Genomic DNA, 23869 nt, shown 5'->3' on the forward strand with positions numbered 1-23869 from the left:
TTGAATATGAATACACAGCAAAACTTGTTAGCAATTGAAGAAAATATACTCAGTAATTTCAATCAGTATGTAAACGACTTACCTGGTGATAAAGCTATACGGGAAATTCGCAAGAAAGCTATTGAGCAGTTTCAAACGACACAGCTTCCTTCCCGTAAAATCGAAAGCTGGCATTATACCAATCTGCGTACCTTACTGAAGTCTATTAGCAATTTTTCAAAAGTTCAAAACAATCAATTGATTGATGCTTTGCTTTCAGAAAGTGCTGTTTTTTCTATAAACAATGGAAAAACATCAATAGAGTCAAAGGTAGATAACATTACAGTAAAACGCCTTTCAGACGCATTAAAAGATAATTCTGTACAGGTAAATCAAAACATTTCTGATGAGGATTTTATTGGACAGTTGAATACAGCTTTTGTTACAGATGGTTGGCTTTTTCACATCCCTGAAAATACAAAGTTAAATATTCCCATTGAATTACAAAATATACAAATGGGGGGACAATCTCATATTTTTTCGGATATAAAAGTTGATAAAAATAGTCAAGTTATATTTATTGAACATCAGGTTGGCAATGATAAAGATACCTTTGTCAGTTCAATATTTTCATTAAATATTGCTGCTGATAGTGATGTTACGTGGATTCTCATTCGCAATCGTGATTTTAATTCTACACAATTTGGTCGATTTTGTGCTGTTCTTGCTCAAAGAGCGAAGTTATCACTTTATGTCATTAATATAGGGAGCCAATTAAATCGCCAAGAAATCGATATTGAATTACAGGGAGAAGAATCTAATTTTCAATTACGTGTCATAAATTTATTATCAGGACAAACACATAGTGATCTTACAATGACTGTTCGTCATGTGGAAGAAAAGTCAACGTCAACCGAAATTATACGCAATGTGGTTACAGATAAGGCTGTTGGTGTTTTCCAAGGAATAATACGTGTTTCTCAAAAAGCGCAAAAAACAGATGCACGCATGGCTTGTAATAGCCTTATTCTTTCAGATGATGCAGAATTTAATGCAAAGCCTGAACTTGAGATTTTTGCGGATGATGTTGCATGCGGTCATGGTGCAACAGTTGCTAATATTAATCATGATTATCTTTTTTATCTTATGGCGCGTGGTATCCCATTTAAAACGGCTCGTGCACTTTTGATTAAAGGATTTATCTCTGAGCTCATTGATGACATCAAGCAGGATAAGATTCAAATCGTTTTGGAGAATATCATTAGTAAATGGCTTGAAAAAAATGTTTAAGGTAGAAAAAATGGAAAATAACGTACAAACATTTACTTATAATGTCGAAGAAATTCGGCGTGATTTTCCTATTTTGCACCATCAAGTTTATGGAAAGCGATTAGCATATCTTGATAGTAGTGCTTCTGCCCAAAAACCAATGTCAGTACTCAATGCAATGAATAATTATTATCACTATAGTTATGCTAATGTGCATAGGGGAATGTATTTTTTAGCCAATATAGCAACACAATCCTATGAAAATTCTCGTGAAACCGTTCGTGTTTTTCTAAATGCTCAAAAAGCTGAAGAAATTGTTTTTACGAAAAATGCAACAGAAGCTATTAATACTGTTGCTTATGGTTGGGCGATGCCCAAACTCAAAGAAGGTGATGAGATTGTTCTAACGATCATGGAACATCATTCAAATATTATTCCTTGGCATTTTCTCCGTGAACAAAAAGGTGTTAAACTTATTTTTGTTCCTGTCGATGAAAATGGTGTTCTGCACATTGAAGATTTCCAAAAGGCTTTAAGCGAAAAAACGCGGCTTGTTGCTATAACGCATATGTCCAATATATTAGGAACTGTGCCTCCTGTTAAAGAGATTATTAAACTAGCTCATCAAGATTCTATTCCGGTTCTTGTTGATGGTTCTCAAGGAGCAGTACATTTAACCGTTGATGTGCAAGATCTCGATTGTGATTGGTATGTCTTTACAGGTCATAAGCTTTATGGTCCCACCGGTATTGGTGTTCTGTATGGTAAGAAAGATAGATTAGAAGAAATGCGTCCTTTTCAAGGGGGAGGGGAAATGATCGAGGAGGTAACAACCGATAAGGTTTTCTATAATGCTCCTCCTTACCGTTTTGAAGCAGGCACTCCTCCTATCGTTGAAGCTATTGGATTAACTGCGGCTATTGATTATATACAAGAGAAAGGTCGTAGCACGATTCATGCCCATGAGAGATCCCTTTTAGCTTATGCGCAGGAAAAACTTAAAATGGTTGAGTCATTGCGTATTTATGGTCATTCTCCCAATAAAGGAGCTATTATATCATTTACAATTGAAGGGATTCACGCCCATGATATCGCTATGTTTATTGATAGAAAAGGAGTTGCAATACGCGCGGGAACCCATTGTGCACAGCCTTTATTACAGCGCTTTGGTCTAACATCTATTTGTCGGGCATCATTAGCCATGTATAACACTCAAGAAGATGTAGATCAATTAGTAGAAGCATTGAAAGAAACAAGGACATTTTTTAATGGCTGAATCAATTGAAGAGCGTCATTCTACAGAATCTGTTGAAACTGTAAGCGAAAATAAAAAATCTTATATATCAGCAATTCCAGCAGATGAAATTGATCGTATGACGAATGATATTATTGCTGCTCTCAAAACAGTTTATGACCCAGAGATTCCTGCTGATATTTATGAGCTTGGACTGATTTATCGTATTGATATTGAAGATGATCGTTCAGTAAAAATTGAAATGACTCTTACAGCACCGGGATGCCCTGTTGCTGGTGAAATGCCGGGGTGGGTAGAAAATGCAGTCAGTGCAGTTGAAGGGGTTTCGTATGTTGAAGTCACTATGACTTTTGATCCACCATGGACACCTGATTGTATGTCAGAAGAAGCTCAAATTGCTGTCGGATGGTACTAAAAGTATTGTTAAGAGACTCTAATTTAGCCATTCATGAATAAGCTGTTTACTTTTCACAAGCATTTGAATTTAAAGACGATCGCATGAGTTATAATAAACAAAAATTAGAACTTAACTGGATTGGAAAAGAAAAACGCCCAAAACTAGAGCCTCGTATCTTATTAGAAGATCTTGAAAAATCTTATCACGCTTCGCATCAAATATCATCTCAGGACATTTTTGATAATAAACTTATTTTTGGTGACAATTTGCTCGCACTCAAAGCACTTGAACAAGAATATATGGGGAAGGTAAAATGTATCTATATCGATCCGCCTTATAATACAGGCAATGCCTTTGAACATTATGAAGATGGTTTAGAGCATTCCCTATGGCTAAGCCTTATGAGAGACAGGCTAGAATTGTTACATCATTTACTGGCAGATGATGGAAGTATCTGGATATCAATTGATGATGACGAACAAGCTTATCTTAAAGTGTTAATGGATGAAATTTTTGGTCGAAAAAATTTTATAAACAATATCATTTGGCAAAAAAAATATGCTCCACAAAATGATGCAAAGTGGCTTTCAGACAACCATGATTTTGTAATGGTTTATGCTAAAGATAAAACTGTTTGGCGCCCTCAATTGCTTCCTCGTTCAAGCGATATGGATGCGCGCTATAAAAACCCTGATAATGATCCTCGCGGTCCTTGGAAATCTGGAGATTTATCCGTAAAAAGAGTAACACCTAAGGATATTTACGAAATCATCACACCTTCTGGACGCAAGGTGATGCCTCCTAATGGTAGAAGTTGGGCTATAAATGAAAAAAAATTCTTTGAATTATTGAACGATAATCGTATTTGGTTTGGTCCAACAGGAAGCAATGTTCCTTCTTTGAAGCGTTTTTTATCAGAAGTAAAAAATGGTATGGTTTCGATGACGATTTGGCCCTACACAGAAGTGGGACACAACCAAGATGCCAAAAGAGAAGTCAAAGTTTTTAATTCTGATAGTGTCTTTACAACTCCCAAACCTGAGCGTTTAATGGAACGCATTATTCAACTTGCCACTAATCCCGGTGATCTTGTACTGGATTCTTTTGCTGGTTCTGGCACAACCGGTGCTGTTGCCCATAAAATGGGAAGAAAGTGGATTATGGTTGAGCTTGGTGAACATTGTCATACCCACATTATCTCTCGTTTAAAACAAGTCATTGATGGAACTGATCAAGGGGGAATTTCCAAAAGTGTCAATTGGCAAGGTGGCGGTGGATTTCGCTATTATCGCCTTGCACCTTCTCTGTTACAAAAAGATCCATGGGGACAATGGATTATTAGTCGCGAATATAATGCTGCGATGCTTTCAGAAGCAATGTGCAAACATATGGGATTTACCTACGCACCTGATGAAAATCATTATTGGATGCAAGGGTATTCAACCGAAACAGATTATATTTATGTCACAACAAGCGCTATGACCCATGAACAACTCCGTATAATGAGTGAAGAGGTAGGCTCTCATCGCACGTTGCTGATTTGTGGCACAGCCTTTGATACAAAATCAGCATCCTTTGAAAATCTGACACTCACTAAAATCCCCCGTGCAATATTAGAAAAATGCGAATGGGGAAGGGACGATTACAGTTTAAATGTAGCCAATCTTGAACCAGTGATTGTAGTAAAAGAAAACAACAAAAATAAAGATATTGCGCAAGCAGAGTTAGATTTATTTGAATAATATATAAAAAGCGGAGTTTTTCATGAACACTGTTGAAAAAAGGATTTCTGCTCGCTTATCGTTACGTGATCCTCAACGTGAATCTTTAAATATTTTGGTAAAAATCTTAGAAAATATAGAACTTTCTAAAAATGCTGATTTAGTTGCAGAGTTAGAAGTGATAAAAAATCTTTATCCTTCTGTGCAAGATTTTGAACGAAACTTTCCCTCTTTTTGTTTTGCCTTAGCAACAGGTGTTGGGAAAACGCGACTTATGGGGGCTTTTATTAGCTATCTTTATTTAACAGGTCGCAGTCGCCATTTTTTTGTTTTAGCGCCAAATTTGACTATTTATGAAAAGTTAAAACAGGATTTTAGTCCCCAAAGTCCGAAGTATGTTTTCAGTGGAATGAGTGAATTTATTGCCAATAGACCCGTTATTATTACAGGTGAAGATTATGAAAGTGGTAAAGGTATTCGCGCTGATGAACACCATTTTGAAGGACAAAAGCGTTTGTTTGAGAATAGAGATACGGCCTTTATCAATATTTTTAATATTTCTAAAATTAATACAACAGATAATAAAAAAGGCGCACTAAAATCTAGTATTCCGAGGATTAAACGCTTACAAGAGACGATTGGCGAAAGTTATTTTGATTATCTCGCAAATCTTCCTGATTTAGTTTTATTAATGGATGAAGCACATCGTTATCGTGCTTCTGCTGGTGCAGCGGCAATTAATGAGTTAAAACCTGTTTTAGGAATAGAGCTTACAGCGACACCAAAAACAATAGGTGCAAAACCCGTAGATTTTAAAAATGTTGTCTATAGTTATTCACTTGCAGAGGCGATGAGGGATGGTTTTGTAAAAGAACCTGCTGTTGCTACACGTAAAGATTTTCAACTTCAAAATTATACATCTGAGCAATTAGAACATATCAAATTACAAGATGCAATTCATGCCCATGAAAATGTGAAAGCAGATTTAATTGTCTATGCAAAAGATTATAACAAAAAGTTCGTTAAGCCTTTTATTTTAGTTGTCGCTCAAGATACAAATCATGCACAAAAACTACGGAATTTATTGGAATCAGATGAATTTTTCGCAGGGGCTTATAAGAGAAAAGTTATAGAGATTCATACAAAACAGTCGAATATAGAAGAAGATCAAAATATTCAAAAGCTTATTGCAATTGAAGATTCTCATGACCCAACAGAAATTGTTATTCACGTTAATAAATTAAAGGAGGGGTGGGATGTTACGAATCTCTATACTATTGTACCGTTGCGTGCATCGGCTTCAGAAATTTTAACAGAGCAAACAATTGGGCGTGGATTGCGTTTGCCTTATGGGTATAGAACAGGCGTGGAAGCTATTGATCGTTTAACAATTATTGCGCATGATCGTTTTCAAGATATTATTGATCGTGCAAACGATCCAAACTCAATTATAAAAAAGCATATTGAGATTGGAAGAGAGGGGGATGTACCCTCTGAAAAGTCAGATACTGTGACGGTTCCATGTCAAGTAGAAGCTTTATTGATGCAAACGATGGTAACACGTAATTCCGATATAAATGGAGCATCTGATTTACAAGGTATCATATTACGTAATTCAGATTCCCCTACATTAACGCCTGAAGAGCGAGATATTGCAGCGATCGCGTGGGATCTTATCAAAGAGAATGATAAATTGCCAAGTTCTCAAATGCTTTATTCTGCACCGATACAAGAAAAAATTGCTAATAAAGTTATGAATATTAAGCCTTCATCACAAAAGTCTCTTGTATCAAAAGTGGTTACAATTTTGACAAAAAAATTAGCAGAATTGATGATAGATATTCCCAATATTGTACTCATTCCTTCGCGTGAGGTTACTTATGGTTTTTCTGATTTTGATTTGGAAAATTTAGAAAACTTAAATTTGCAACCTGTTAGTAAAGAACTTTTAATTCGAGAATTGCGTACCCATAAAAGCATTTTTCTCACTTCTAAGAATGAATATGTCAAAGAGCCTTATCTCGAAAATTACATCATTCGTGGTTTGATTGATAATGACCTTGTCGATTATGATAACCATACGCTCTTATTACGAAAATTAGCTAGTCAGATAGTAGAACATTTCCGATCTTATTTACCCAATGATGCAGCCGTTGAGAACGTATTAATTCACTATCAGCATAAGCTTATTAGTTTTATTGTTGCGCAATTAAGAGAACATCAGTGGGAAACGCAAAAAGATTATGAGGTTAAAGTGACACGGGGTTTTACAACTTTATCGCCTATCCATTATGTATTACCGCAAGGGACGTCTCCTCTTGATTTTCGTAATATTCCTGCCATTAAAAGCGATATTAAGAAACTTGTATTCAGCGGCTTTAGAAAATGCTGTTATCCTTTACAAAAGTTTGATTCAGTAGAAGGGGAGTTACGATTTGCTCAGATATTAGAGGATGATGCACAAGTATTGAAATGGATGAAACCTGCTCGGGGGTTTTTCAGAATAGAATATGATAAAGGATCAACTTATGAACCGGACTTTGTTGTAGAAACGGAGGATGCCAAGTATCTTTGTGAGCCTAAAAAAGCCTCTGAAATGCAAAATCCTATTATTTTAAAAAAAAGAGAAGCTGCAGTTCAATGGTGTTGTCATGCAACGCGCTACGCAGCTACTTATGGCGGTAAAAAATGGTATTATGTTCTTATTCCCCACGATGCTATTAAAGCAAATAGTAGTTTTGAAGGTTTATGTGCAGAGTTTACCATTGCAGAATCTATACTTGAGAGCTCATAACTTTTCGTTTCAAAAATAAAACACATAAGTTTTTTAATTGACCGATATGAGGTCCAATCAAATGTTTGAATAATTATTTTTAATTTTTTGCACTATCGCATCATTAACTTAAAAATATTAGGGATTTCTTAAATCAGAAAATTAATATTTTTTTCTAACAACATTAAAATACAATCTTACTTTTTTTATGTGAAAAGATCTTTGAGTTTGTAGTCACAAATTCAAAAAAATATTTTAATTTTATTGGGTAATTTTATAAATATGCTTTTTTTAAAAAACTTAAATAGTTTATTGTTCTTTCATTTAAAAAGCCTGAATATAATGAAATATCCAGAGGGTGAGAGGGGAGAATTTTTCATATGACTTTGAATTTAATAAACACTGTTTTTAATTTTTTAAAGAAAAACCCGACAACAAAATTTACAGCTCGAGAAATTGCTCAATGGGTATTTGAAAATTACCCAGATAAATGCCGTCAAAAACAAAAGCATTCAACGGCAATAATTACTCCTCTTAAGAGTGATGCAGCCCTTATTCAGCAAATTGTTGCTGAAATAGGAGCAAGACGCCCTCAGTTACAAAAGCGTTATTCAGAAATTAAAACCACTGAAGGACGACCACGGCAATATTATTTTACTAAACAAACAGATAGTGCTGAAATTGATGCAGTAGAGGACAATGCAAAGAGTAGAACAGAAGATTCTATTAAAGAGCATGATCTTTATCCGTTATTATCTAAATTTTTATGGTCAGAGCTTGCAGTTTACAGCAAGCGCATTAATGAGAAATGTTCTCGTAATAAACATGGTGCAGGCGGAAATAAATGGCTTTATCCAGATCTCGTAGGAATGCAAGATTTAAGCAGTGAATGGAATCGTGAAATCAAAGATTGTGTTTTGCAATATTTTGATAAAAAAACGAAGCTTTGGTCTTTTGAAGTAAAAATTCTCATCAATCGTTCAAATTTACGAAAAGCATTTTTTCAAACAGTTAGTAATTCTTCATGGGCTAATTTGAGTTATTTAGTTGCTAGTGAAATTGAAGGGGTTGATACATTAAAAGAGCTTCGAATGCTTTCAAGTTTGCATGGAATTGGATTTATAAGACTCAATAAGGAAAACTCTTCCGAGAGTGAGATCTTAATTCCAGCCAAAGAACGTAGTGATATTGACTGGGATACTGCTAATAGATTAGTGGAGGAAAACAAAGATTTTCTTGATTATATTAAACTCATTCGTCAATTTTATCAAACTGGTGAGATGCGTCCACTAGATTGGGATCATATGTATCCATGAGGGGATGTTTTAAAAAGACTCTATTGTTTAAAAGCCCTTTTTTCAGAGTGATAAAAAATTACTCTAACTATTTTATTTGACTTATTATATTGATATAACATATTGATTTATAATGATAATTAGTCTTTTTTAAACTTAAATGAGGGAGAGAATATCCTAGCATTCAATCCTTTCAAACGATCTTATATTGATATTGTATCAATCAAAATTGTTTGCGTGCATCTCATGAGTAGGGTTGAGTAGGGGAAGAGTTAAAATTCTGTTTTAGACCCGTTCTATTTTGTGCGTGGGGCGTGATTCCATTAGATACTAGTTTTAATGATTATAATTTATTACAAATTTTCTATTGTAGAGAGTGAAATTCAAATTTTTTTTTTACATCAAGCATTGAAAATATTATTTCCTCATATTGAAGTCTTCTTTATGGAGAATTTATAATACTATTTTTTTAATTTTCATTGCTGTTCGCTTTGATTATTATTAAGTTTTTTGTTATCCGAAGTGAACATTCAAAAAAACATTGATTTTATAAAACACCCACACAGTTTACTCAATTTCTTGCAATAGATTTAAAAAAATAAATTTCTCTCACATCTTATGGTAAAGGGAGTGTGTACTGTCACAGTTTGCCATAATACTCTCTTTATTTATCAATAATACCGCACGCCAAACGCGCACCACCTCCGCCAAGCGGTAATGGTTTATCTGATTGATTATCTGCCCCTAAATGAATGACTAAAGAGCGCCCTTTAATTTCAGAGATTTTTTTTAATCGTGGAGCAAGAACGCTCATCGTGGCATATCCTTGCTTATCAACATAAAGTGCTGGTAAATCACCAAGATGACTATTGACATTATAAGGTCCTAAATGTTTTCCGGTATGTTCTGGATCATAATGTCCACCTGCGCTTCCACCAATGATGCCATCTTTTGTATCACATGAAGGATTTACATGCACATGAAAACCATGCATCCCTTCTGATAAAGTAGATAAATTAGGGATGAAAATCAAACCGTATGTGGTTTCTTCAATTTTAATGCTACCAATAGCCTTTTTTGAATTATTATCTTCTAGTTTATAAATATTTACTTGTGTTGATAATGCTAATGCAGAATTTTTATGAATTAAAAATGCCATAAAAACCAATAATGATAATAATATTTTTTTCATAAAATACCTTTATACTTATCTTTAAATAAATTTTATCTATAAAAATATTTATAAGTTTCTTAAATTGAAATTTAAGTAAAATAATTTACATAGAAATATTAGTTCTTAGAAAGAGCAAATAACTTAAATTATATATATGTGCTCTGAACATAACTCTCATTTTTTGATCTATAAAAAATGTAGCTTTCATAGATTGATAATTATATCTCGCTTACATTTCTTCAAGAGATGCTTTAAAAAATCTACTTTTTGAGGTGTAATAAAGCAATTTTAATAAGTTAGATATTATTTCATTTATAATAGATAACTATTTTATCAAAAAACAGAACATATAATTTGTTGATGATTTAATTGTTTTTCATAGAAAAAATGATAAAAATTTCTATTCATTATGAAATTTATAAGAGAAAGAATTATTATGATTCATATAAATTTCCCATAAAATACAGCATATACCAACACTCCCTCCCATTCCTGATCCTATCAGTGCTCCTATTATCATTCCAGCAGAAAGTGCTACTCCTATACCCATTGCGATAACTGGACCAAATCCTGGAAGAGCAATATAACCATAAGCTGCAAGAGTTGTTGCGATAGCTCCAGATACGCTACCATTTAAACCGCCAATGAAAGCAAATTCTTTCATAGAATGGCAGTACTTTTTTAATTTTCTTTTCTTACAGCTATGAAAAGAAACGTTGCTGTAAGTTTTAAAATCAATCATATTTTTTTCTTTCATTTTGAATGCTAACTGTTCCTGAATAGTCAACGGATACGAAAAAATGGGACTTTTTAAATTTTACTAAAGCACGCCAGATGCCTTTGTCATCTAGACGTAATCGTTTAATATTCTCAAAACCGTTTTGCATAAGACAATTTTTAACTTGTGAAGCAGTAAATGAGTTCTGACCTATTTTAGTGACATTTTGAGTAGAGGTATAGGTAAAGGTTTGACAATAAGGAAGATGAAAAACTTCACTGATTGAAGTAGTGACTGTCAACGAGAAACATAAAATCATTATAAAAAAAATACTTAATTTCAAAAAATTATTTATTTTCATCTGGTCACCATTTGTTGAAACAACACTTTATTAACCTCTGTGTTACTAACAAGTTCCCAAGATGATTTTATTTTTAATATTATACTTAACAATAAAAATTTTTGAAAATCTATTGATTAAATAAAAATGTTTTTTATTATTTATTTTCTTGTTAAAATTAATGTTATAAAATAACTATTTCAAAACGGTATTATCTTTTATTTGCTTTATATTGCAAAATTTAACAGATATGATTTAGCAAGATATCTTTACAATTTCAGCTGTAGTCTATAATTAATTTTCTCTATTTCATATCAGTATGCTAAATATATATAATATTTTTTACATCAGTAATAGATATTATTCAAAATGCAATATTAAACCATAGAGCGATTATATCACTTATTATTGCTCAGTAGAGCTGTTTAGATGATTTTGTTGGAAATATTTGCATAATTTCCTTGAATCCGTAACCGGGATACATTCCTTCGCGCATAAATAAATTACGTAATGGTGAGAAACTATGTAACAAACCAAGCCCAACGCTTCGTATGATATGAACAGGCAACATGTGAGAAAGTAGAGCAGAGTTAAGTGTATGAACAGCTCCACTTCGGATTAATATATCTGGTTTGCGGCATTTGTTATAATGGGCAACAATCATTTCAGAGTTAGAATTGGATATTTTGTTAGGTAAAATATCAATCAAAGTTTGGACATCACGGAATCCTAAATTCAATCCCTGTGCCCCAATAGGGGGGAAAACATGAGCGGCTTCACCCATTAAAATTGTTCGATTAGCAGCAAAATGATGAGAAAGAAGTCCTGAAAGCGGCCATGCTTGAATTGATGTTTCTAAGCTTAGCTTTCCAAGCATTGATTGCATTTTGTTTTCGATCATTTTTGCAATTGCTTTTGGTTCTATATTCAATAATTCCTCAGCACGAGAAGGACGAACGACCCATACAAGACTAGATCTTCGCCCTGGTAGAGGAACCTGTGTAAATGGACCATGTTCTGTATGAAATTCGGTTGATGTATTTTGATGAGAAAACTCATGAGAAAAATTGAGAACAAGTGCTTTTTGTGGATAATTCCAATGTTTGACACTTATCCCTGCTGCGGCACGTGTAAGAGAGTGACGTCCATCAGCTGCAACAACAAGTGGTGCTTGAATGACTCTACGATCAACAAGAGTAATACATACATGGTCTTTTGTATGATGAAAAGATTTGGCTGCAGAAACAAATCTTGTAATATTAGGCGTACGTGTAACCGCCTCGACTAAAGCACTGTTCAATTTTACATTAGGTATATTATAGCCAAAAGCTTTTTCACCAATTTCAGCAGAAGAAAAATGCACCGTAGGAGCATGCACAATTCTAGAAGTTATATCTATAATTCTCATGGATGATAAAGCAGCAGCATGTTGTCGAAGATTATTCCAAATATTGAGTTTTTGAAGCATGCGTATTGCAGGCATCATAAGAGCAGTTGTCCGCAACTCATCTGTATGAGCAGGGGGACCAACAAGAAAAACAGAAAGCCCCTCATGTGCAAGATTCAGTGCGGCTAACATTCCGACAGGACCTGCACCAATAACAGCAATATCTTTATGCTCTTTCTTTTCAAAGATCACAACGGTTTGAACCTTTCTCCATTGAGAAAATATTTTAACATTTCCAAATGATCACTCTCTTTTTATTGTATGAAGCTCTTCTATTATAGTATGTAATAAATAATTCGATATAAAAAAGTAACCTTTTTATGATTTTTTTAGATGCTGAGTTATATCATCGGTAAAAAAATGGCGTATTGATAGATGGTTGAAGACTTTAAAAACGAGGATAAGAAAACCTTGAAACGTAAACTAACAAAGAAAATCAAAACAAATGCTAAATTATTACGCCATAAAAAAGTAACAATGCCACAAGCAAAGGCCTTTTCCGTTCATTTACTAACAGCTTCGGGATCATTCTTAGCGTTTCTTTCTCTTATATCAGCCTCTCAAAAAGAATGGACAGCTATGTTCTGTTGGCTTGGGCTTGCACTTCTCGTTGATGGTATAGATGGACCAATTGCACGTAAACTTGATGTTAAATACGTTCTTCCAACATGGTCTGGAGAGCTGTTAGATAATATTATTGATTACGTGACTTATGTTTTAATTCCTGCCTTTGCACTCTATCAAAGTGGTTTCATGGGGGTAGGGTTATCATTTTCATTGAGTGCAATTATTGTTATTTCATCTGCTATTTATTATGCAGATACTAGTATGAAAACCAAAGAAAACTTTTTTAAAGGATTTCCTGTTGTTTGGAATATGATGATTTTTACGCTTTTTGTCGTCAGACCCGAAGAGTGGATTACTTTTATCATTATTGTTTTATCGGCGATTATATCTTTTTTGCCAATTTATTTTATTCATCCAGTAAGAGTTCTTCGTTTACGTAGGATTAATTTTCCAATTTTTCTCTTATGGTGTTTTTTTGGTGTTTCTGCATTCTTTTATCAACTAGAGGCTCCCTATTGGGTTAAAATAGGAATTTCGGTAACAGGAATTTACATATATTGTATCGGCGCAATCATGCAAATATTTCCTCAACTTGGGGCAAAAAATATAAAAAAGACAATAAAATAGTTGTTTTAAGAAGGGTATAAGATGAAAATTGATTTTGGAGCAGATGATGATATTTCTTTTACGAAAGATGGGCGTGCTGGTATTATAAAGCTCACACGCCCTTCAGCATTAAACGCTCTTAATCAACGAATGGTTTCAGCTTTAAAAAAAGCTCTCAGGACATGGGAAACAGATGATAATATCTCTTGTGTCTTAATTGAAGGGGAAGGGCGCGCTTTTTGTGCTGGTGGAGATGTTGTAGAAATCTATCATATGGGGAAAAGTGCCACTGCTTGTCAGTATTTTAGTGATGAATATAGTCTAAATGCTTATATCAAACGTTTTTCAAAGCCCTACATTTCTTTCCTAAATGGTATTTGGATGGGAGGAGGGGTAGGGATTTCTCTCTATGGTTCGCATCGAATTGTTACAGAAAATACTGTTTTTGCTATGCCAGAAGGTGCGATTGGATTTTTTCCAGATGTAGGTGCAAGTTTTTTCTTACCATCTCTTCCCAATCATTTTGGCATATATCTTGCATTAACGGGTGCACGCATAAAGTGGGGAGATTGCTTAAATTTGGGATTAGCAACACACGCCGTTGCTGAAATTGAATTCGATATGATTAGAAAAGCTATTATTGAGCAAGGAGATCCTACTTTAGCTTTAAACGAGCGAGCAATTACAAAAGACTATGAAACGAGTCATGAAATACGTTGTATTATTAACACTTGTTTTAGTGCCCATACCTTAGAAAAATGTCTTGAGTTGCTACATAAAAAAAGTAATGAAGGTATTTTGTTTGCTAAAGAATGTTATGATATTTTGCAGTTACGTTCTCCGATAAGTTTAAAAGTTATCTGGAAACAAATGAAACAAAATTCATCTCAAACGTTGGAAGATTGTATGAAAATTGAAAACCGCATTGCACATCATATGATTAATTCACATGATTTTCATGAAGGTATACGTGCTATGTTAATCGATAAGGACAAAAGACCTCAATGGCAGCCAGATAAACTTTCAAATGTGACAGATGAAATGGTGGATTCTTACTTCCAACCTGTTGAGAAAGAGTTATTATTGTGAAAAATAATTCACACAAACGGATTTCAAAAATCAATTTAATCTATAACTGTTATTTACGGTTTTTGGCACTCATTTGCTTAGTCCTAGGTATTTGTTATTGGATACGCCTTGTTGGTGTTTTTCCAGGTATTCTATGGCGTTTTGATCTTATGCCTTGGCAGTGGCAATTTGCATCAGCTATATTGGCTATTCTCTATCCTATTGCCTTAGTTGGACTTTGGATGTATTCATTATGGGGTATCATCGTGTGGTGGATTGCAGCATTGATTGAAGCAATAACAATATATTATTCTGATTTTATTTATCAGCCATTTCTGCCATTATTTCATGGAATATTGTTTTTAGCTTTCATAATACTGCAAATTGTGATGTTTTTTTTAAAAAGAGTAAAAAATAAAAAAACATCGTGATTGAAATTTTCGAGCCAGAATAACAGGCTCGATTTTCAAACATACGTTCCTCAAAGCGCTAATTCCAGATATACTCTTTCCATAAAGTTCCATAATATATATTATGCGATAATATGATACAGCAAAACAAAAGAAACCCTATTTTAAAACATAAATCATATTTATAATCGTACAATTCACTTTTAAAACTAAATTATGGTATTGAACAGCATATTAAAATATTTGGTCTTTAAGAAAAATTTCTTAAAGACCAAAATAGTTGTAATGAAATTACGTCGTATAAATAATAAAAATTACTGTACTATTTTACAACGTTTTATACGTGCAAGATCACTCAACACAGCATTGCGATTATTTAACGCTGAAATTTCATTACTTTCACTGGATTTAGGATCCATAAAAAACAAAGCAGGCAAAAATACAATACTTGTTGCTGCTAAAGCCACATTTTTATTTCTTGCTTTAGAACGCTCTGCAATTGTATCATTAATCTGACGTTTATTAGCAAAAAACTCCCGTTGAATATCGGCACAACTCATTGATCCGTCATGTAATGTTGTCGTTGAAATATTTTTTTCTAAACGCCCCCCACATGCTGTCAAGGAAACTGCTAAAACCACAATACATACACCCCGCTTAAAATTCTTATACATAAAAGCCTCATTTTTGACATAAAAAACACTAAATATGTCAAAAATGAAATAAAATAAAGGATAAATTTAAAAGTGTTTTATTTAACTTAAAATATTGCGCATAATAAGCTTACGCATCTGTTTCAAAAGTAAGACCTTGATATGCAGGTTTTACATAGGATGGAACATAATTTATAACCTTGTTGTAATCCAGCGATCTATCCATATGTGTAAGTATTGCTTGTTTTGGCTTTAAATATTCTATCCATTGTAATGCTTGATCAACAGAAAAATGACTCGGATGGGATTTAAATTGGAGAGCGTCAATGATTAGAACATCCAGATCCATTAATTTGGATAAAGTTTTTTCAGGAAATTCACTAACATCCGTACAATAGGCAACATTCCCAATCCGAAAACCTAAGGAATAAATGTTTCCGTGGTTTTGTAAATGTGTATTGACGCTTATTGCTCCGCCCTGCCCCTGAATAATAAATTGACTATCTTCATTGATAAGATGCTCTTTTAAAATGGGAGAATAAGATGAAGCTTTTGGTGTTTGAAAACAATATCCGAAAGCACTTTTGAGATGCTCTAGTGTAAATCTGTCAGCATAGATATCTATTAAACATTTTTGTGCAAGTGCATAGCTGCGTAAATCATCAATACCGTGGATATGGTCTGCATGAGAATGTGTGTAAAGAGCAGCATCAAGATGGCTTACACGCGCATCAATCATTTGTGAGCGAAAATCTGGACCTGTATCAATAACGATTGTTGTTTTGTCTCCTGAAGGTTTAATACGTTCAACTAATAAAGAACTTCTGTAGCGTTTATTTTTAGGGTTATTCGGATCACATGTTCCCCAATCACCATTAGGTCTTGGCACTCCTGGAGAAGGACCACAACCTAATATTGTAAATCGGTATTGATCACACATATCTTTTGCCTTATTTCATTTTACTAAATAAACGAAAAGCATTGCGCGTTGTTATTTGAGCTGTTTCTTCAATGCTTAAGCCAATTGTTTCAGCCAAAACAGCTGCTGTGTAGCATACAAAAGATGGTTCATTTGTTTTGCCCCGATGGGGAATAGGTGCTAAGAATGGAGCATCTGTTTCCACTAATAAATGCTCATGGGGCACAATTTTTGCTATTTCACGGATTTCAAGTGCACTTTTAAAAGTAAGAATACCTGAAAAAGAAATATAACCACCAAGTTCGATTCCAGCACGAGCAAGTTGCATTCCAGACGAATAACAATGAAGGATAAAAGGAAAAGCTCCTTCTTTTATCTGTTCACGTAATATTTTCTCCATATCGATATCGGCATTGCGTGAATGTATAACAAGAGGAATCTGTGTTTCTCGAGAAGCAATGATATGTTCTTGAAAAACTTTCTTTTGCTCTTCTGGTGTAGAATAATCATAATGGTAATCAAGCCCCCCTTCCCCAAATGCAACAATTTTAGGGTGATTCGAGAGCTGTATAAGCTCTTCCGCTGTAATATTTTGTTCTTCATGCGCATGATTGGGGTGTGTTCCAACGGAACAAAAGACTTGGTCATAGCTTTGCGAAATGGCTAAAAGCTTATCTAACTTATGAACATGGGTTGAAATTGTTATCATACGTTTAACATCAGCATCTAAAGCCCGTTGGATAACATTATCCAAATCTTGTGAAAAATCTTTAAAATCAAGATGACAATGTGTATCAATCAACATGATGAGTGTCTTCTTTCTTTAAGATATAACGAGGAAAAATCGGTTCTGGTGGTGGAAGATCAAGCCCTTCTTGAATTTTTGAACGACTTATATGATACAATAACCGATCATCTTCAGCAACCGCAAGGCTATCAAGAAGTTTGGCTGCTGATTGGGGTATGAAAGGCAAAAGCATAATTCCTATTCTCCGCAAGATTTCTACAGTGATATAAAGAACTGTAGAAAATCGCTCTTGGTCATTTTTACGTAAACTCCAAGGTTGTTCGTTGGCAAAATAGCGATTGGCATCCGCTACAATTGAAAAAATAGCTGAAAGTGCTAAATGCATACTATAGGAAGACATAGCTTGATGTACAGTTTCAAGTACTTGAAGAGATTGTTCTAAAAGCTGTTGATCTTGAGCTAAAAATGAAGTTGGTCTCGGGACTTGTGCATTACAATTTTTGGCAATCATAGACAAGGAGCGCTGCGCTAAATTACCAAGATCATTAGCAAGATCAGCATTAATACGGTTTACAAGGCTTTCATGGCTATAACTACCATCTTGTCCAAATGGCACTTCACGGAGAAGAAAATAACGAACCTGATCAAGACCATAATGATCAACCATTTCAAAAGGATCAACGACATTTCCAATAGATTTTGACATTTTTGCACCACGATTAAGTAAAAAACCATGTGCAAAAATATTTTTAGGCAATTCAATTCCCGCAGACATTAAAAATGCCGGCCAATAGACTGCATGAAAACGAATAATATCCTTACCAATAATATGCGTATTTGCAGGCCAAAAATCACGATTTTTTGAATTTTCATTGAAAAAACCAATTGCTGATAGATAATTTGTAAGCGCATCAACCCAGACATACATCACGTGCTTTGGATTCTCTGGAACAGTAATTCCCCAATTAAAACTTGCGCGTGAAATAGAGATATCTTTTAAACCTGATTTGATAAAACTTATAATTTCATTACGCCGCTCAAATGGAGCAATAAAATCAGGATGTTCTTCATAATATTCAAGAAGAGGCTTTTCATAATGAGAAAGTCTAAAAAAATAACTTTCTTCTTCATTCCATTCAACTGGAGAGCCTAATTCCTTCTCACGACGGATGTTGTCTGGTCCAATTTCCGTATCTTTTTCTTCATAATAGGCTTCTTGGCGAACCGAATACCACCCCGTATAACGACCGAGATAAATATCGCCATTTGCTTCCATCTTTTTCCAAATTTCTTGACAAGCTTGATAATGGCGTTCTTCTGTCGTACGGATAAAATCATCGTTAGAACAATTTAATACTGCAAGCATTTTTTGAAATACAGCACTATTACGATCTGCAAGTTGCTGAGGTGTCATGCCTAATGCTGCTGCGGTTTGTTGCATCTTTAGACCATGCTCATCTGTACCAGAAAGAAAAAATACATTTTTTCCGTTTAATCGTTGAAAGCGGGCTAAGACATCGCTTGCAATTGCACTATAGGCATGCCCAATATGTGGAGCACCATTAGGATAAAAAATGGGAGTTGTTATGTAATATGTGTCACGCATGTCATACTCGTTGTAAAACCCTATAAATAAAAGATATAATGACATAACGTCTGTTCATCGTATTGTCACGGAAAAACTAATCCTCATGAATGATCTTATGAACTTTAAAAAGTAAGTTAATAACAAACTGCTTTTTATCGAGATTAAACAGTTGTACTTCCTCTATTTCTTGATGAATCTCTTGCCATTTTTCCGCATATTTTTTTGAGAGAAATAAGTCTCCCTTTTCAACAAGTATGATAGCTTTTTTTTGAATTTTATTAAGAATTTCATCACAAAATTGTTGAAATTGGAATGTAGAAGAAACAGATGAAAATGTTTGTGCAAGAGTATGTACAATCGTTGCGTTACAAACAGGTTTCTCTAGGAGAGCATCAATTGTTTTAATAATTTCAAGTCCGCCATGGCAAATAAGTAAAGCGGCTTTTCGAGGACTTCCTTCGGATTTTTTAATAATCGTTTCAATTGTTTTCTCATCAGGTAAATCCTGATTGGCGAAAATATGTGTAATAACTTTTTTCATTTCATCGTTATTCAACGGACGGAAAGAAATTTTTTGACACCGTGAATGGATTGTTGGAAGCAATTTTCCGGAAGAATGCGCGATAATAACAAATAACGTTTTTGTAGGTGGTTCTTCAAGTATTTTGAGAATTGCATTTGCTGCATTTCTATTCATATCATCTGCAGAATCAATAATAACAATACGCCATCCATTATCTTGCGATGTTCGGCTTAAAAAATGCATAATATCACGGATATCATCAACGAGTATTCCTGTTTTAAACTTTTGCGTTTTTACATCAAATCGACGTGAAATATACAAAAGACCAGGGTGACTTCCTTGTGTAATTTGGCGCCATGGAGTAGAATAAGGATCGGGTTTCAAGAAAGCCCCCTGTTGAGAACTTAAAATGTTCCAAGCAAGATGAAAGGCTAATGTAGCCTTTCCAATCCCATATTCTCCTTCAAATAATAATGCATGATGCAAACGCTCTTCTTTAAGCATTTGTGTCAAAAAATGACGAACATCCTCATGACCAAAAACAACATCATTCTGGGATGGTGATAAAATTGTATCAATATCATCATATTGGCGTGAGATATTTACATTACTCATGAAAGCTGATCCAACAATACCTGATGACAAATATTTTTTATTTGATGTGCAACGACTTCCACTGAGCCAGTGGCATCAATGACTCGAAATCTATGGGGTTCCTGTTTGGCCAACTGAAGAAAAGCTTGACGCCTTTGTTCTTGAATTTCCAACTGATCTTTTTCAAAATAATCAATTTCTTCTGTTTCTTTTCTTCGTAAATTTGCACGTTTCATACCACACATTGCTGGCATATCTAATAAAAATGTTAAATGAGGCAAGATACCATTGAGTGCAATACACTCTAAAACAGCAAGAAGAGAAGAACTGACTGTATTATTGAGTCCTTGATAAACGCGTGTAGAATCAATAAAGCGGTCACATAAAACGATTTTACCTTTTTGCAAAGAAGGCGCGATAAACTCGGTAACATGGTCGACACGTGCAGCTGTAAACAAAACAGCTTCAATCAACGGTCCATACTGTTGCGCTTGCCCCGACAACAAAATATACCGGATTGCTTCTGCTCCTAGCGTTCCTCCTGGTTCTCGTGTTGTAACAACATCATAACCTTGGTGAGAGAGAAACTCAGCAAGTAAAGAAATCTGCACCGTTTTTCCTACCCCGTCCCCTCCTTCAAATGTAATAAAATAACCTGACACGTATGACCTTAACCTTATTAGCACGTAACTACAAATATTTCCGTAACCATCCAATTGTTATTTCATAGAATGCATTTTTTACTTTTGCAAAGAAACTTCCTTCCTGAACATTCATTCCGGCAAAAACAGGTTTTTCCAGAAGAACCTTTTTATCTTCTAAAATTTGAAGAACGCCAACTGATTGCCCAAAAACGATGGGAGCTTTCAACGGACCATGATATTTAATTTTTGCTTTAACATTTACTTTTTTTTCATTCGAAAGCATAAAACTTATTGGTTTTTTAACAATGAGTGGAACAAAATTTTGCTTACCACCATAAACAGAAGCACGACCAATCGTTTCTTCTTTTGTGAAAATCGTTTTGAGATCAAATGCTGTCATTCCCCATTGAAGAATGTGTTCTATTTCTTTTGTATATTTTTTACCATCTTGCAAACCATTGAGTGCTAAAAAAAGACGTCGATGATTTTTAGAAATGGTGGCAACCATTGAAAATCCTTCTTTTTCGCTGTAGCCAAAACCAAATCCTTCTACACCAATTTCCTTAGAAATAAGAGGGTTTTTATTACGTTGAAAAATATTATTCCACGTAAAATGAGGCTCACGATAAAGTGCATAATAATCCGGATATTCCTGAACAATATGACGTGCTAATATAATCATATCACGCACGGTTACAAATTGTCCCTCTTCGGGTAGCCCTGTTGCGTTAACAAAATGACTTTGAGATAATCCGACCACTTTCGCGCGCTGATTCATCAGTTTTGCAAAATGGGACTCATGTCCAGATATTCCTTCAGCAAGAATAATAGCAGCATCATTTCCATTCATAATAATTAAACCACGTAAAAGATCAGAAACACTGATTTCTGTCTTTATCTTTGCAAACATAGTGGTTGTACCGGAAGGTGCTCCACCTTTACGCCAAGCATTTTCACTTACCTTGAATTTCTGCGTACTCTTTAACAATCCCTTCTTTAAGTGATGAAATACAACTTCTACTGTCATCAATTTTGCTAATGAAGCAGGAAAAAAAGGAATATCACTTTGTTTTTCATAAAGTATTGTCCCTGTATCATCATCGAGTAACAACAATTGTGATGCAGAAATTTGAAAAACTTCTGCTCTCCCCCACGTGTCAAATGCCAATATTCCCCATAAAGTCAATAAGATCCTTAATGTTGTATACATAGATCTCCTCCCATCCCAAAGATTAACATAAAGAATCTTATATAGGAAAAAACTTTTTTATTTCTGCAAATTGAGGAATTATTGACAACCAAAGAAAAGATTTTATTTTTATTCAGCGTTAGCAAAAGTAATATGATGCACTTTTTATCTTACATCTAAGTTGATTTTAATATTTTAAAGCATGAAAGAAAAAATATTTTTTATTTGTTGTTTTATATTTATAGTACATTGTTTATTATAATAAATTACAATATTTTAAATTTTATATTATTAAAAATACTGTAAGATTCCTTCGTTATATTTCCTCTTATATTGAATTTAATAAAATATCTTGCTTACGCGTCATAAGTAAGGTTCGTATATGAATAAAATTTATTAAAAAGAGAGTAAAAATACTTCTTATAAACATGACAAGTATTAAAAATTATCGCACAAAAAATTGGAGGCTTGCAAAATGTACGATGGTGGCGGTTTATATCTTCATAAGTGTAAAGATAGTGATGTCTAAAGGCGTTACCAATCATACCATTCACAGGCTCTATCGTAAAATAGGCTTGTAGCGTGTTAAAATATGTCCCTTTTGAATAAGTACCTGAATTCGAATCTTAAATTTAATTGCAATAAGATATTGATTTTATTTATATTTTTTAAGGTTAGGGACCATATAATTAGGTTCGGGAATAGGATTTTCACACTTTCCTTTACAAAGCGCATTCTTTTTGCCAGCTTTCTCTAATAATTTTTTTAATAGTTCTAAATCTTCTTGTGAAATAATGTTTATCAGTCTAGAAAACATACCAACAGCTTCACATCTGAATGTATCAGAAGGCTTTATAGTGAAACTTTTGCGACAAGCATCTGATTCTCTTCTCAAAATTTCTGCTACCTCTTGATCTAAAGCATAGAGTTCAATTATCTTGTCCTCCAGTCCTACAGGAACAGATCTTTTGCCAATTTCTACAGATGATAAAAATGCTACAGATATATCTAATTTTTTAGCCATATCTAAAAGGCGTTCTGAATGATCAATGCGAAGTTTGCGTAAGGTTTTACCAAATGGTGTTGGCATCTAAAAAATCCTATTAAAAAAGAAGCTCTCTCGTGATTCTAGCAGAAATTCTTAGGTTTTGGTTAGCTCCTTTTAAAAATTGACTTCCTACCCTCCTTAATACACAAGGTTGTATGGCATGACGGATAAATCTCTTGACATAGGTTTGAAATGTAGTACATTGTAGTACAATTAAGTAGGAGATTTAGCAATGGGAAAAATTCAAGCCCGCATACCTGATGAAGTTCAAGAAATTGCAAGTGCAGTTATTAAGTCTACGGGTTTAACTATATCAGATGCAGTACGCATGTTTATGACCCGCATTGCTAGAGATAGAGCATTACCACTTGATCTATTCCAACCAAATATGGAAACATTACAAGCTATCGAGGATGCCGAAATGGGACGCGTCGAACGTACATCATTAGACGGCTTAAGGACCATGATACGCGCAGATAGAACCCAAGCGCGTAAATCTGAAAAGCAAACCTAAGCTTGCTATGCGGGAAATTGTCTATACGCGTTCATTCCGCCGTGACCTTAAACGTGAAAGCAAAGGTAAATATGCTAATGAACTAGAGGAGGATTTGCTGCTTGTGGTCCAAGCGTTAGCAGAGAATGAACCGCTAAAGGCGCATTGGAGAGATCATGCACTAACAGGTCAGTGGCGCAATTGTCGTGATTGTCACATAAAGCCCGATTTAGTTTTGATCTATCGAAAGCCAGATGCCAAAACACTAGAGCTTTTACGACTTGGTTCCCATTCTGAACTGCGTTTATAATTGGATCTTCAATTCATAGTAAAAAGAATTTTACGCATTTTTTTCTTTTATGACAGTTGTTCAGTTCTTTGAAAACCAATGCTTTAAATGTGCAATGACATTATCTAGCGCGTCCATGAGACGTGCAAAATCAAGGATAAG

23 protein-coding genes are annotated in these 23869 nt (G+C 34.3%); 11 read left to right on the forward strand and 12 right to left on the reverse strand.

What is annotated here, in order from left to right:
• The first annotated feature begins 6 nt into the window (after positions 1-6).
• The 6 genes from sufD to ACFIKH_RS06740 all read left to right on the forward strand — a co-directional run bounded on the left by sufD (position 7) and on the right by ACFIKH_RS06740 (position 8710).
• The gene (gene sufD, locus ACFIKH_RS06715; protein WP_375625870.1) at positions 7-1269 is read left to right on the forward strand and encodes a Fe-S cluster assembly protein SufD; all 1263 of its coding nucleotides are present in this window, start codon (positions 7-9) and stop codon (positions 1267-1269) included.
• Positions 1270-1279: 10 nt separating this feature from the next.
• Positions 1280-2524 (forward strand): cysteine desulfurase, encoded by a 1245-nt coding sequence (locus ACFIKH_RS06720; protein WP_375625868.1) that lies wholly within the window; start codon positions 1280-1282, stop codon positions 2522-2524.
• The gene (locus ACFIKH_RS06725; protein ID WP_273787976.1) at positions 2517-2918 is read left to right on the forward strand and encodes an SUF system Fe-S cluster assembly protein; all 402 of its coding nucleotides are present in this window, start codon (positions 2517-2519) and stop codon (positions 2916-2918) included. The genes ACFIKH_RS06720 and ACFIKH_RS06725 overlap by 8 nt, the downstream gene beginning before the upstream one ends.
• Before the next feature lie 83 nt (positions 2919-3001).
• Positions 3002-4642 carry a site-specific DNA-methyltransferase gene (locus ACFIKH_RS06730; protein ID WP_375671259.1) on the forward strand — a complete coding sequence of 547 codons (1641 nt, stop codon included), beginning with the start codon at positions 3002-3004 and terminating at the stop codon, positions 4640-4642.
• 22 nt (positions 4643-4664) lie between these two features.
• Entirely contained in the window at positions 4665-7415 is a 2751-nt protein-coding gene (locus ACFIKH_RS06735; protein WP_375671261.1) for a DEAD/DEAH box helicase, read from the forward strand.
• A gap of 359 nt (positions 7416-7774) precedes the next feature.
• Positions 7775-8710, forward strand: a complete 936-nt coding sequence (locus ACFIKH_RS06740; protein ID WP_375651950.1) for a COG2958 family protein — start codon at positions 7775-7777, stop codon at positions 8708-8710.
• Between the two features lie 643 nt (positions 8711-9353).
• Here ACFIKH_RS06740 and sodC read toward each other — a convergent pair.
• The 4 genes from sodC to ACFIKH_RS06760 form a co-directional block, all read right to left on the reverse strand.
• Positions 9354-9881: a superoxide dismutase [Cu-Zn] SodC gene (gene sodC, locus ACFIKH_RS06745; protein WP_375671263.1), complete on the reverse strand. Its 528-nt coding sequence runs from the start codon at positions 9879-9881 to the stop codon at positions 9354-9356.
• Positions 9882-10263: 382 nt separating this feature from the next.
• Positions 10264-10620: a hypothetical protein gene (locus tag ACFIKH_RS06750; protein ID WP_375671265.1), complete on the reverse strand. Its 357-nt coding sequence runs from the start codon at positions 10618-10620 to the stop codon at positions 10264-10266.
• Complete coding sequence (locus ACFIKH_RS06755) at positions 10598-10942, reverse strand: hypothetical protein (RefSeq protein WP_375625856.1); 345 nt, start codon at positions 10940-10942, stop codon at positions 10598-10600. Before ACFIKH_RS06755 ends, ACFIKH_RS06750 begins: the two co-directional genes overlap by 23 nt.
• A gap of 391 nt (positions 10943-11333) precedes the next feature.
• Entirely contained in the window at positions 11334-12560 is a 1227-nt protein-coding gene (locus ACFIKH_RS06760) for a UbiH/UbiF family hydroxylase (protein ID WP_375671267.1), read from the reverse strand.
• A gap of 183 nt (positions 12561-12743) precedes the next feature.
• Between ACFIKH_RS06760 and pcsA the strand changes: the two genes are divergently transcribed.
• Genes pcsA through ACFIKH_RS06775 form a run of 3 tightly spaced genes read left to right on the forward strand, consistent with a single transcriptional unit; the run spans position 12744 to position 15040 of the window.
• On the forward strand, positions 12744-13562 hold the full coding sequence (pcsA, locus tag ACFIKH_RS06765; protein WP_375651951.1) for a phosphatidylcholine synthase: 819 nt from the start codon (positions 12744-12746) through the stop codon (positions 13560-13562).
• A 21-nt stretch (positions 13563-13583) separates the two neighbouring features.
• Positions 13584-14630: an enoyl-CoA hydratase/isomerase family protein gene (locus ACFIKH_RS06770; RefSeq protein WP_375651952.1), complete on the forward strand. Its 1047-nt coding sequence runs from the start codon at positions 13584-13586 to the stop codon at positions 14628-14630.
• Entirely contained in the window at positions 14627-15040 is a 414-nt protein-coding gene (locus ACFIKH_RS06775; RefSeq protein WP_375625848.1) for a DUF6163 family protein, read from the forward strand. The genes ACFIKH_RS06770 and ACFIKH_RS06775 overlap by 4 nt, the downstream gene beginning before the upstream one ends.
• 293 nt (positions 15041-15333) lie before the next feature.
• Here ACFIKH_RS06775 and ACFIKH_RS06780 read toward each other — a convergent pair whose 3' ends face one another.
• From ACFIKH_RS06780 to ACFIKH_RS06815, 8 genes are all read right to left on the reverse strand, one after another.
• The gene (locus ACFIKH_RS06780) at positions 15334-15693 is read right to left on the reverse strand and encodes a hypothetical protein (protein WP_375627283.1); all 360 of its coding nucleotides are present in this window, start codon (positions 15691-15693) and stop codon (positions 15334-15336) included.
• Between the two features lie 109 nt (positions 15694-15802).
• Positions 15803-16612, reverse strand: coding sequence for an MBL fold metallo-hydrolase (locus ACFIKH_RS06785; protein ID WP_375627282.1), 810 nt, complete (start codon positions 16610-16612; stop codon positions 15803-15805).
• A 10-nt stretch (positions 16613-16622) separates the two neighbouring features.
• Entirely contained in the window at positions 16623-17396 is a 774-nt protein-coding gene (locus tag ACFIKH_RS06790) for a TatD family hydrolase (protein WP_375671269.1), read from the reverse strand.
• Entirely contained in the window at positions 17386-18945 is a 1560-nt protein-coding gene (gene metG, locus ACFIKH_RS06795) for a methionine--tRNA ligase (RefSeq protein WP_375627280.1), read from the reverse strand. The genes ACFIKH_RS06790 and metG overlap by 11 nt, the downstream gene beginning before the upstream one ends.
• A 76-nt stretch (positions 18946-19021) precedes the next feature.
• Positions 19022-20065 carry a DNA polymerase III subunit delta' gene (locus ACFIKH_RS06800; protein ID WP_375651954.1) on the reverse strand — a complete coding sequence of 348 codons (1044 nt, stop codon included), beginning with the start codon at positions 20063-20065 and terminating at the stop codon, positions 19022-19024.
• Positions 20062-20706 carry a dTMP kinase gene (tmk, locus tag ACFIKH_RS06805; RefSeq protein WP_375625837.1) on the reverse strand — a complete coding sequence of 215 codons (645 nt, stop codon included), beginning with the start codon at positions 20704-20706 and terminating at the stop codon, positions 20062-20064. The genes ACFIKH_RS06800 and tmk overlap by 4 nt, the downstream gene beginning before the upstream one ends.
• Before the next feature lie 28 nt (positions 20707-20734).
• The gene (locus ACFIKH_RS06810; RefSeq protein ID WP_375627279.1) at positions 20735-21898 is read right to left on the reverse strand and encodes a D-alanyl-D-alanine carboxypeptidase family protein; all 1164 of its coding nucleotides are present in this window, start codon (positions 21896-21898) and stop codon (positions 20735-20737) included.
• 634 nt (positions 21899-22532) lie between these two features.
• A complete protein-coding gene (locus ACFIKH_RS06815) occupies positions 22533-22967 on the reverse strand; it encodes a helix-turn-helix domain-containing protein (RefSeq protein WP_375671272.1) in 435 nt (144 codons plus the stop codon).
• A gap of 190 nt (positions 22968-23157) precedes the next feature.
• On the opposite strand from ACFIKH_RS06815, the gene ACFIKH_RS06820 reads away from it, so the two are divergent.
• Positions 23158-23439: a type II toxin-antitoxin system RelB/DinJ family antitoxin gene (locus ACFIKH_RS06820; protein ID WP_375625831.1), complete on the forward strand. Its 282-nt coding sequence runs from the start codon at positions 23158-23160 to the stop codon at positions 23437-23439.
• A 7-nt stretch (positions 23440-23446) separates the two neighbouring features.
• Positions 23447-23728: a type II toxin-antitoxin system YafQ family toxin gene (locus tag ACFIKH_RS06825; RefSeq protein WP_375671274.1), complete on the forward strand. Its 282-nt coding sequence runs from the start codon at positions 23447-23449 to the stop codon at positions 23726-23728.
• Positions 23729-23869: the final 141 nt, after the last annotated feature.

This window comes from Bartonella sp. SD1336NMGDW, from assembly GCF_042193565.1.
GTDB classification, from domain to species: domain Bacteria; phylum Pseudomonadota; class Alphaproteobacteria; order Rhizobiales; family Rhizobiaceae; genus Bartonella; species Bartonella grahamii.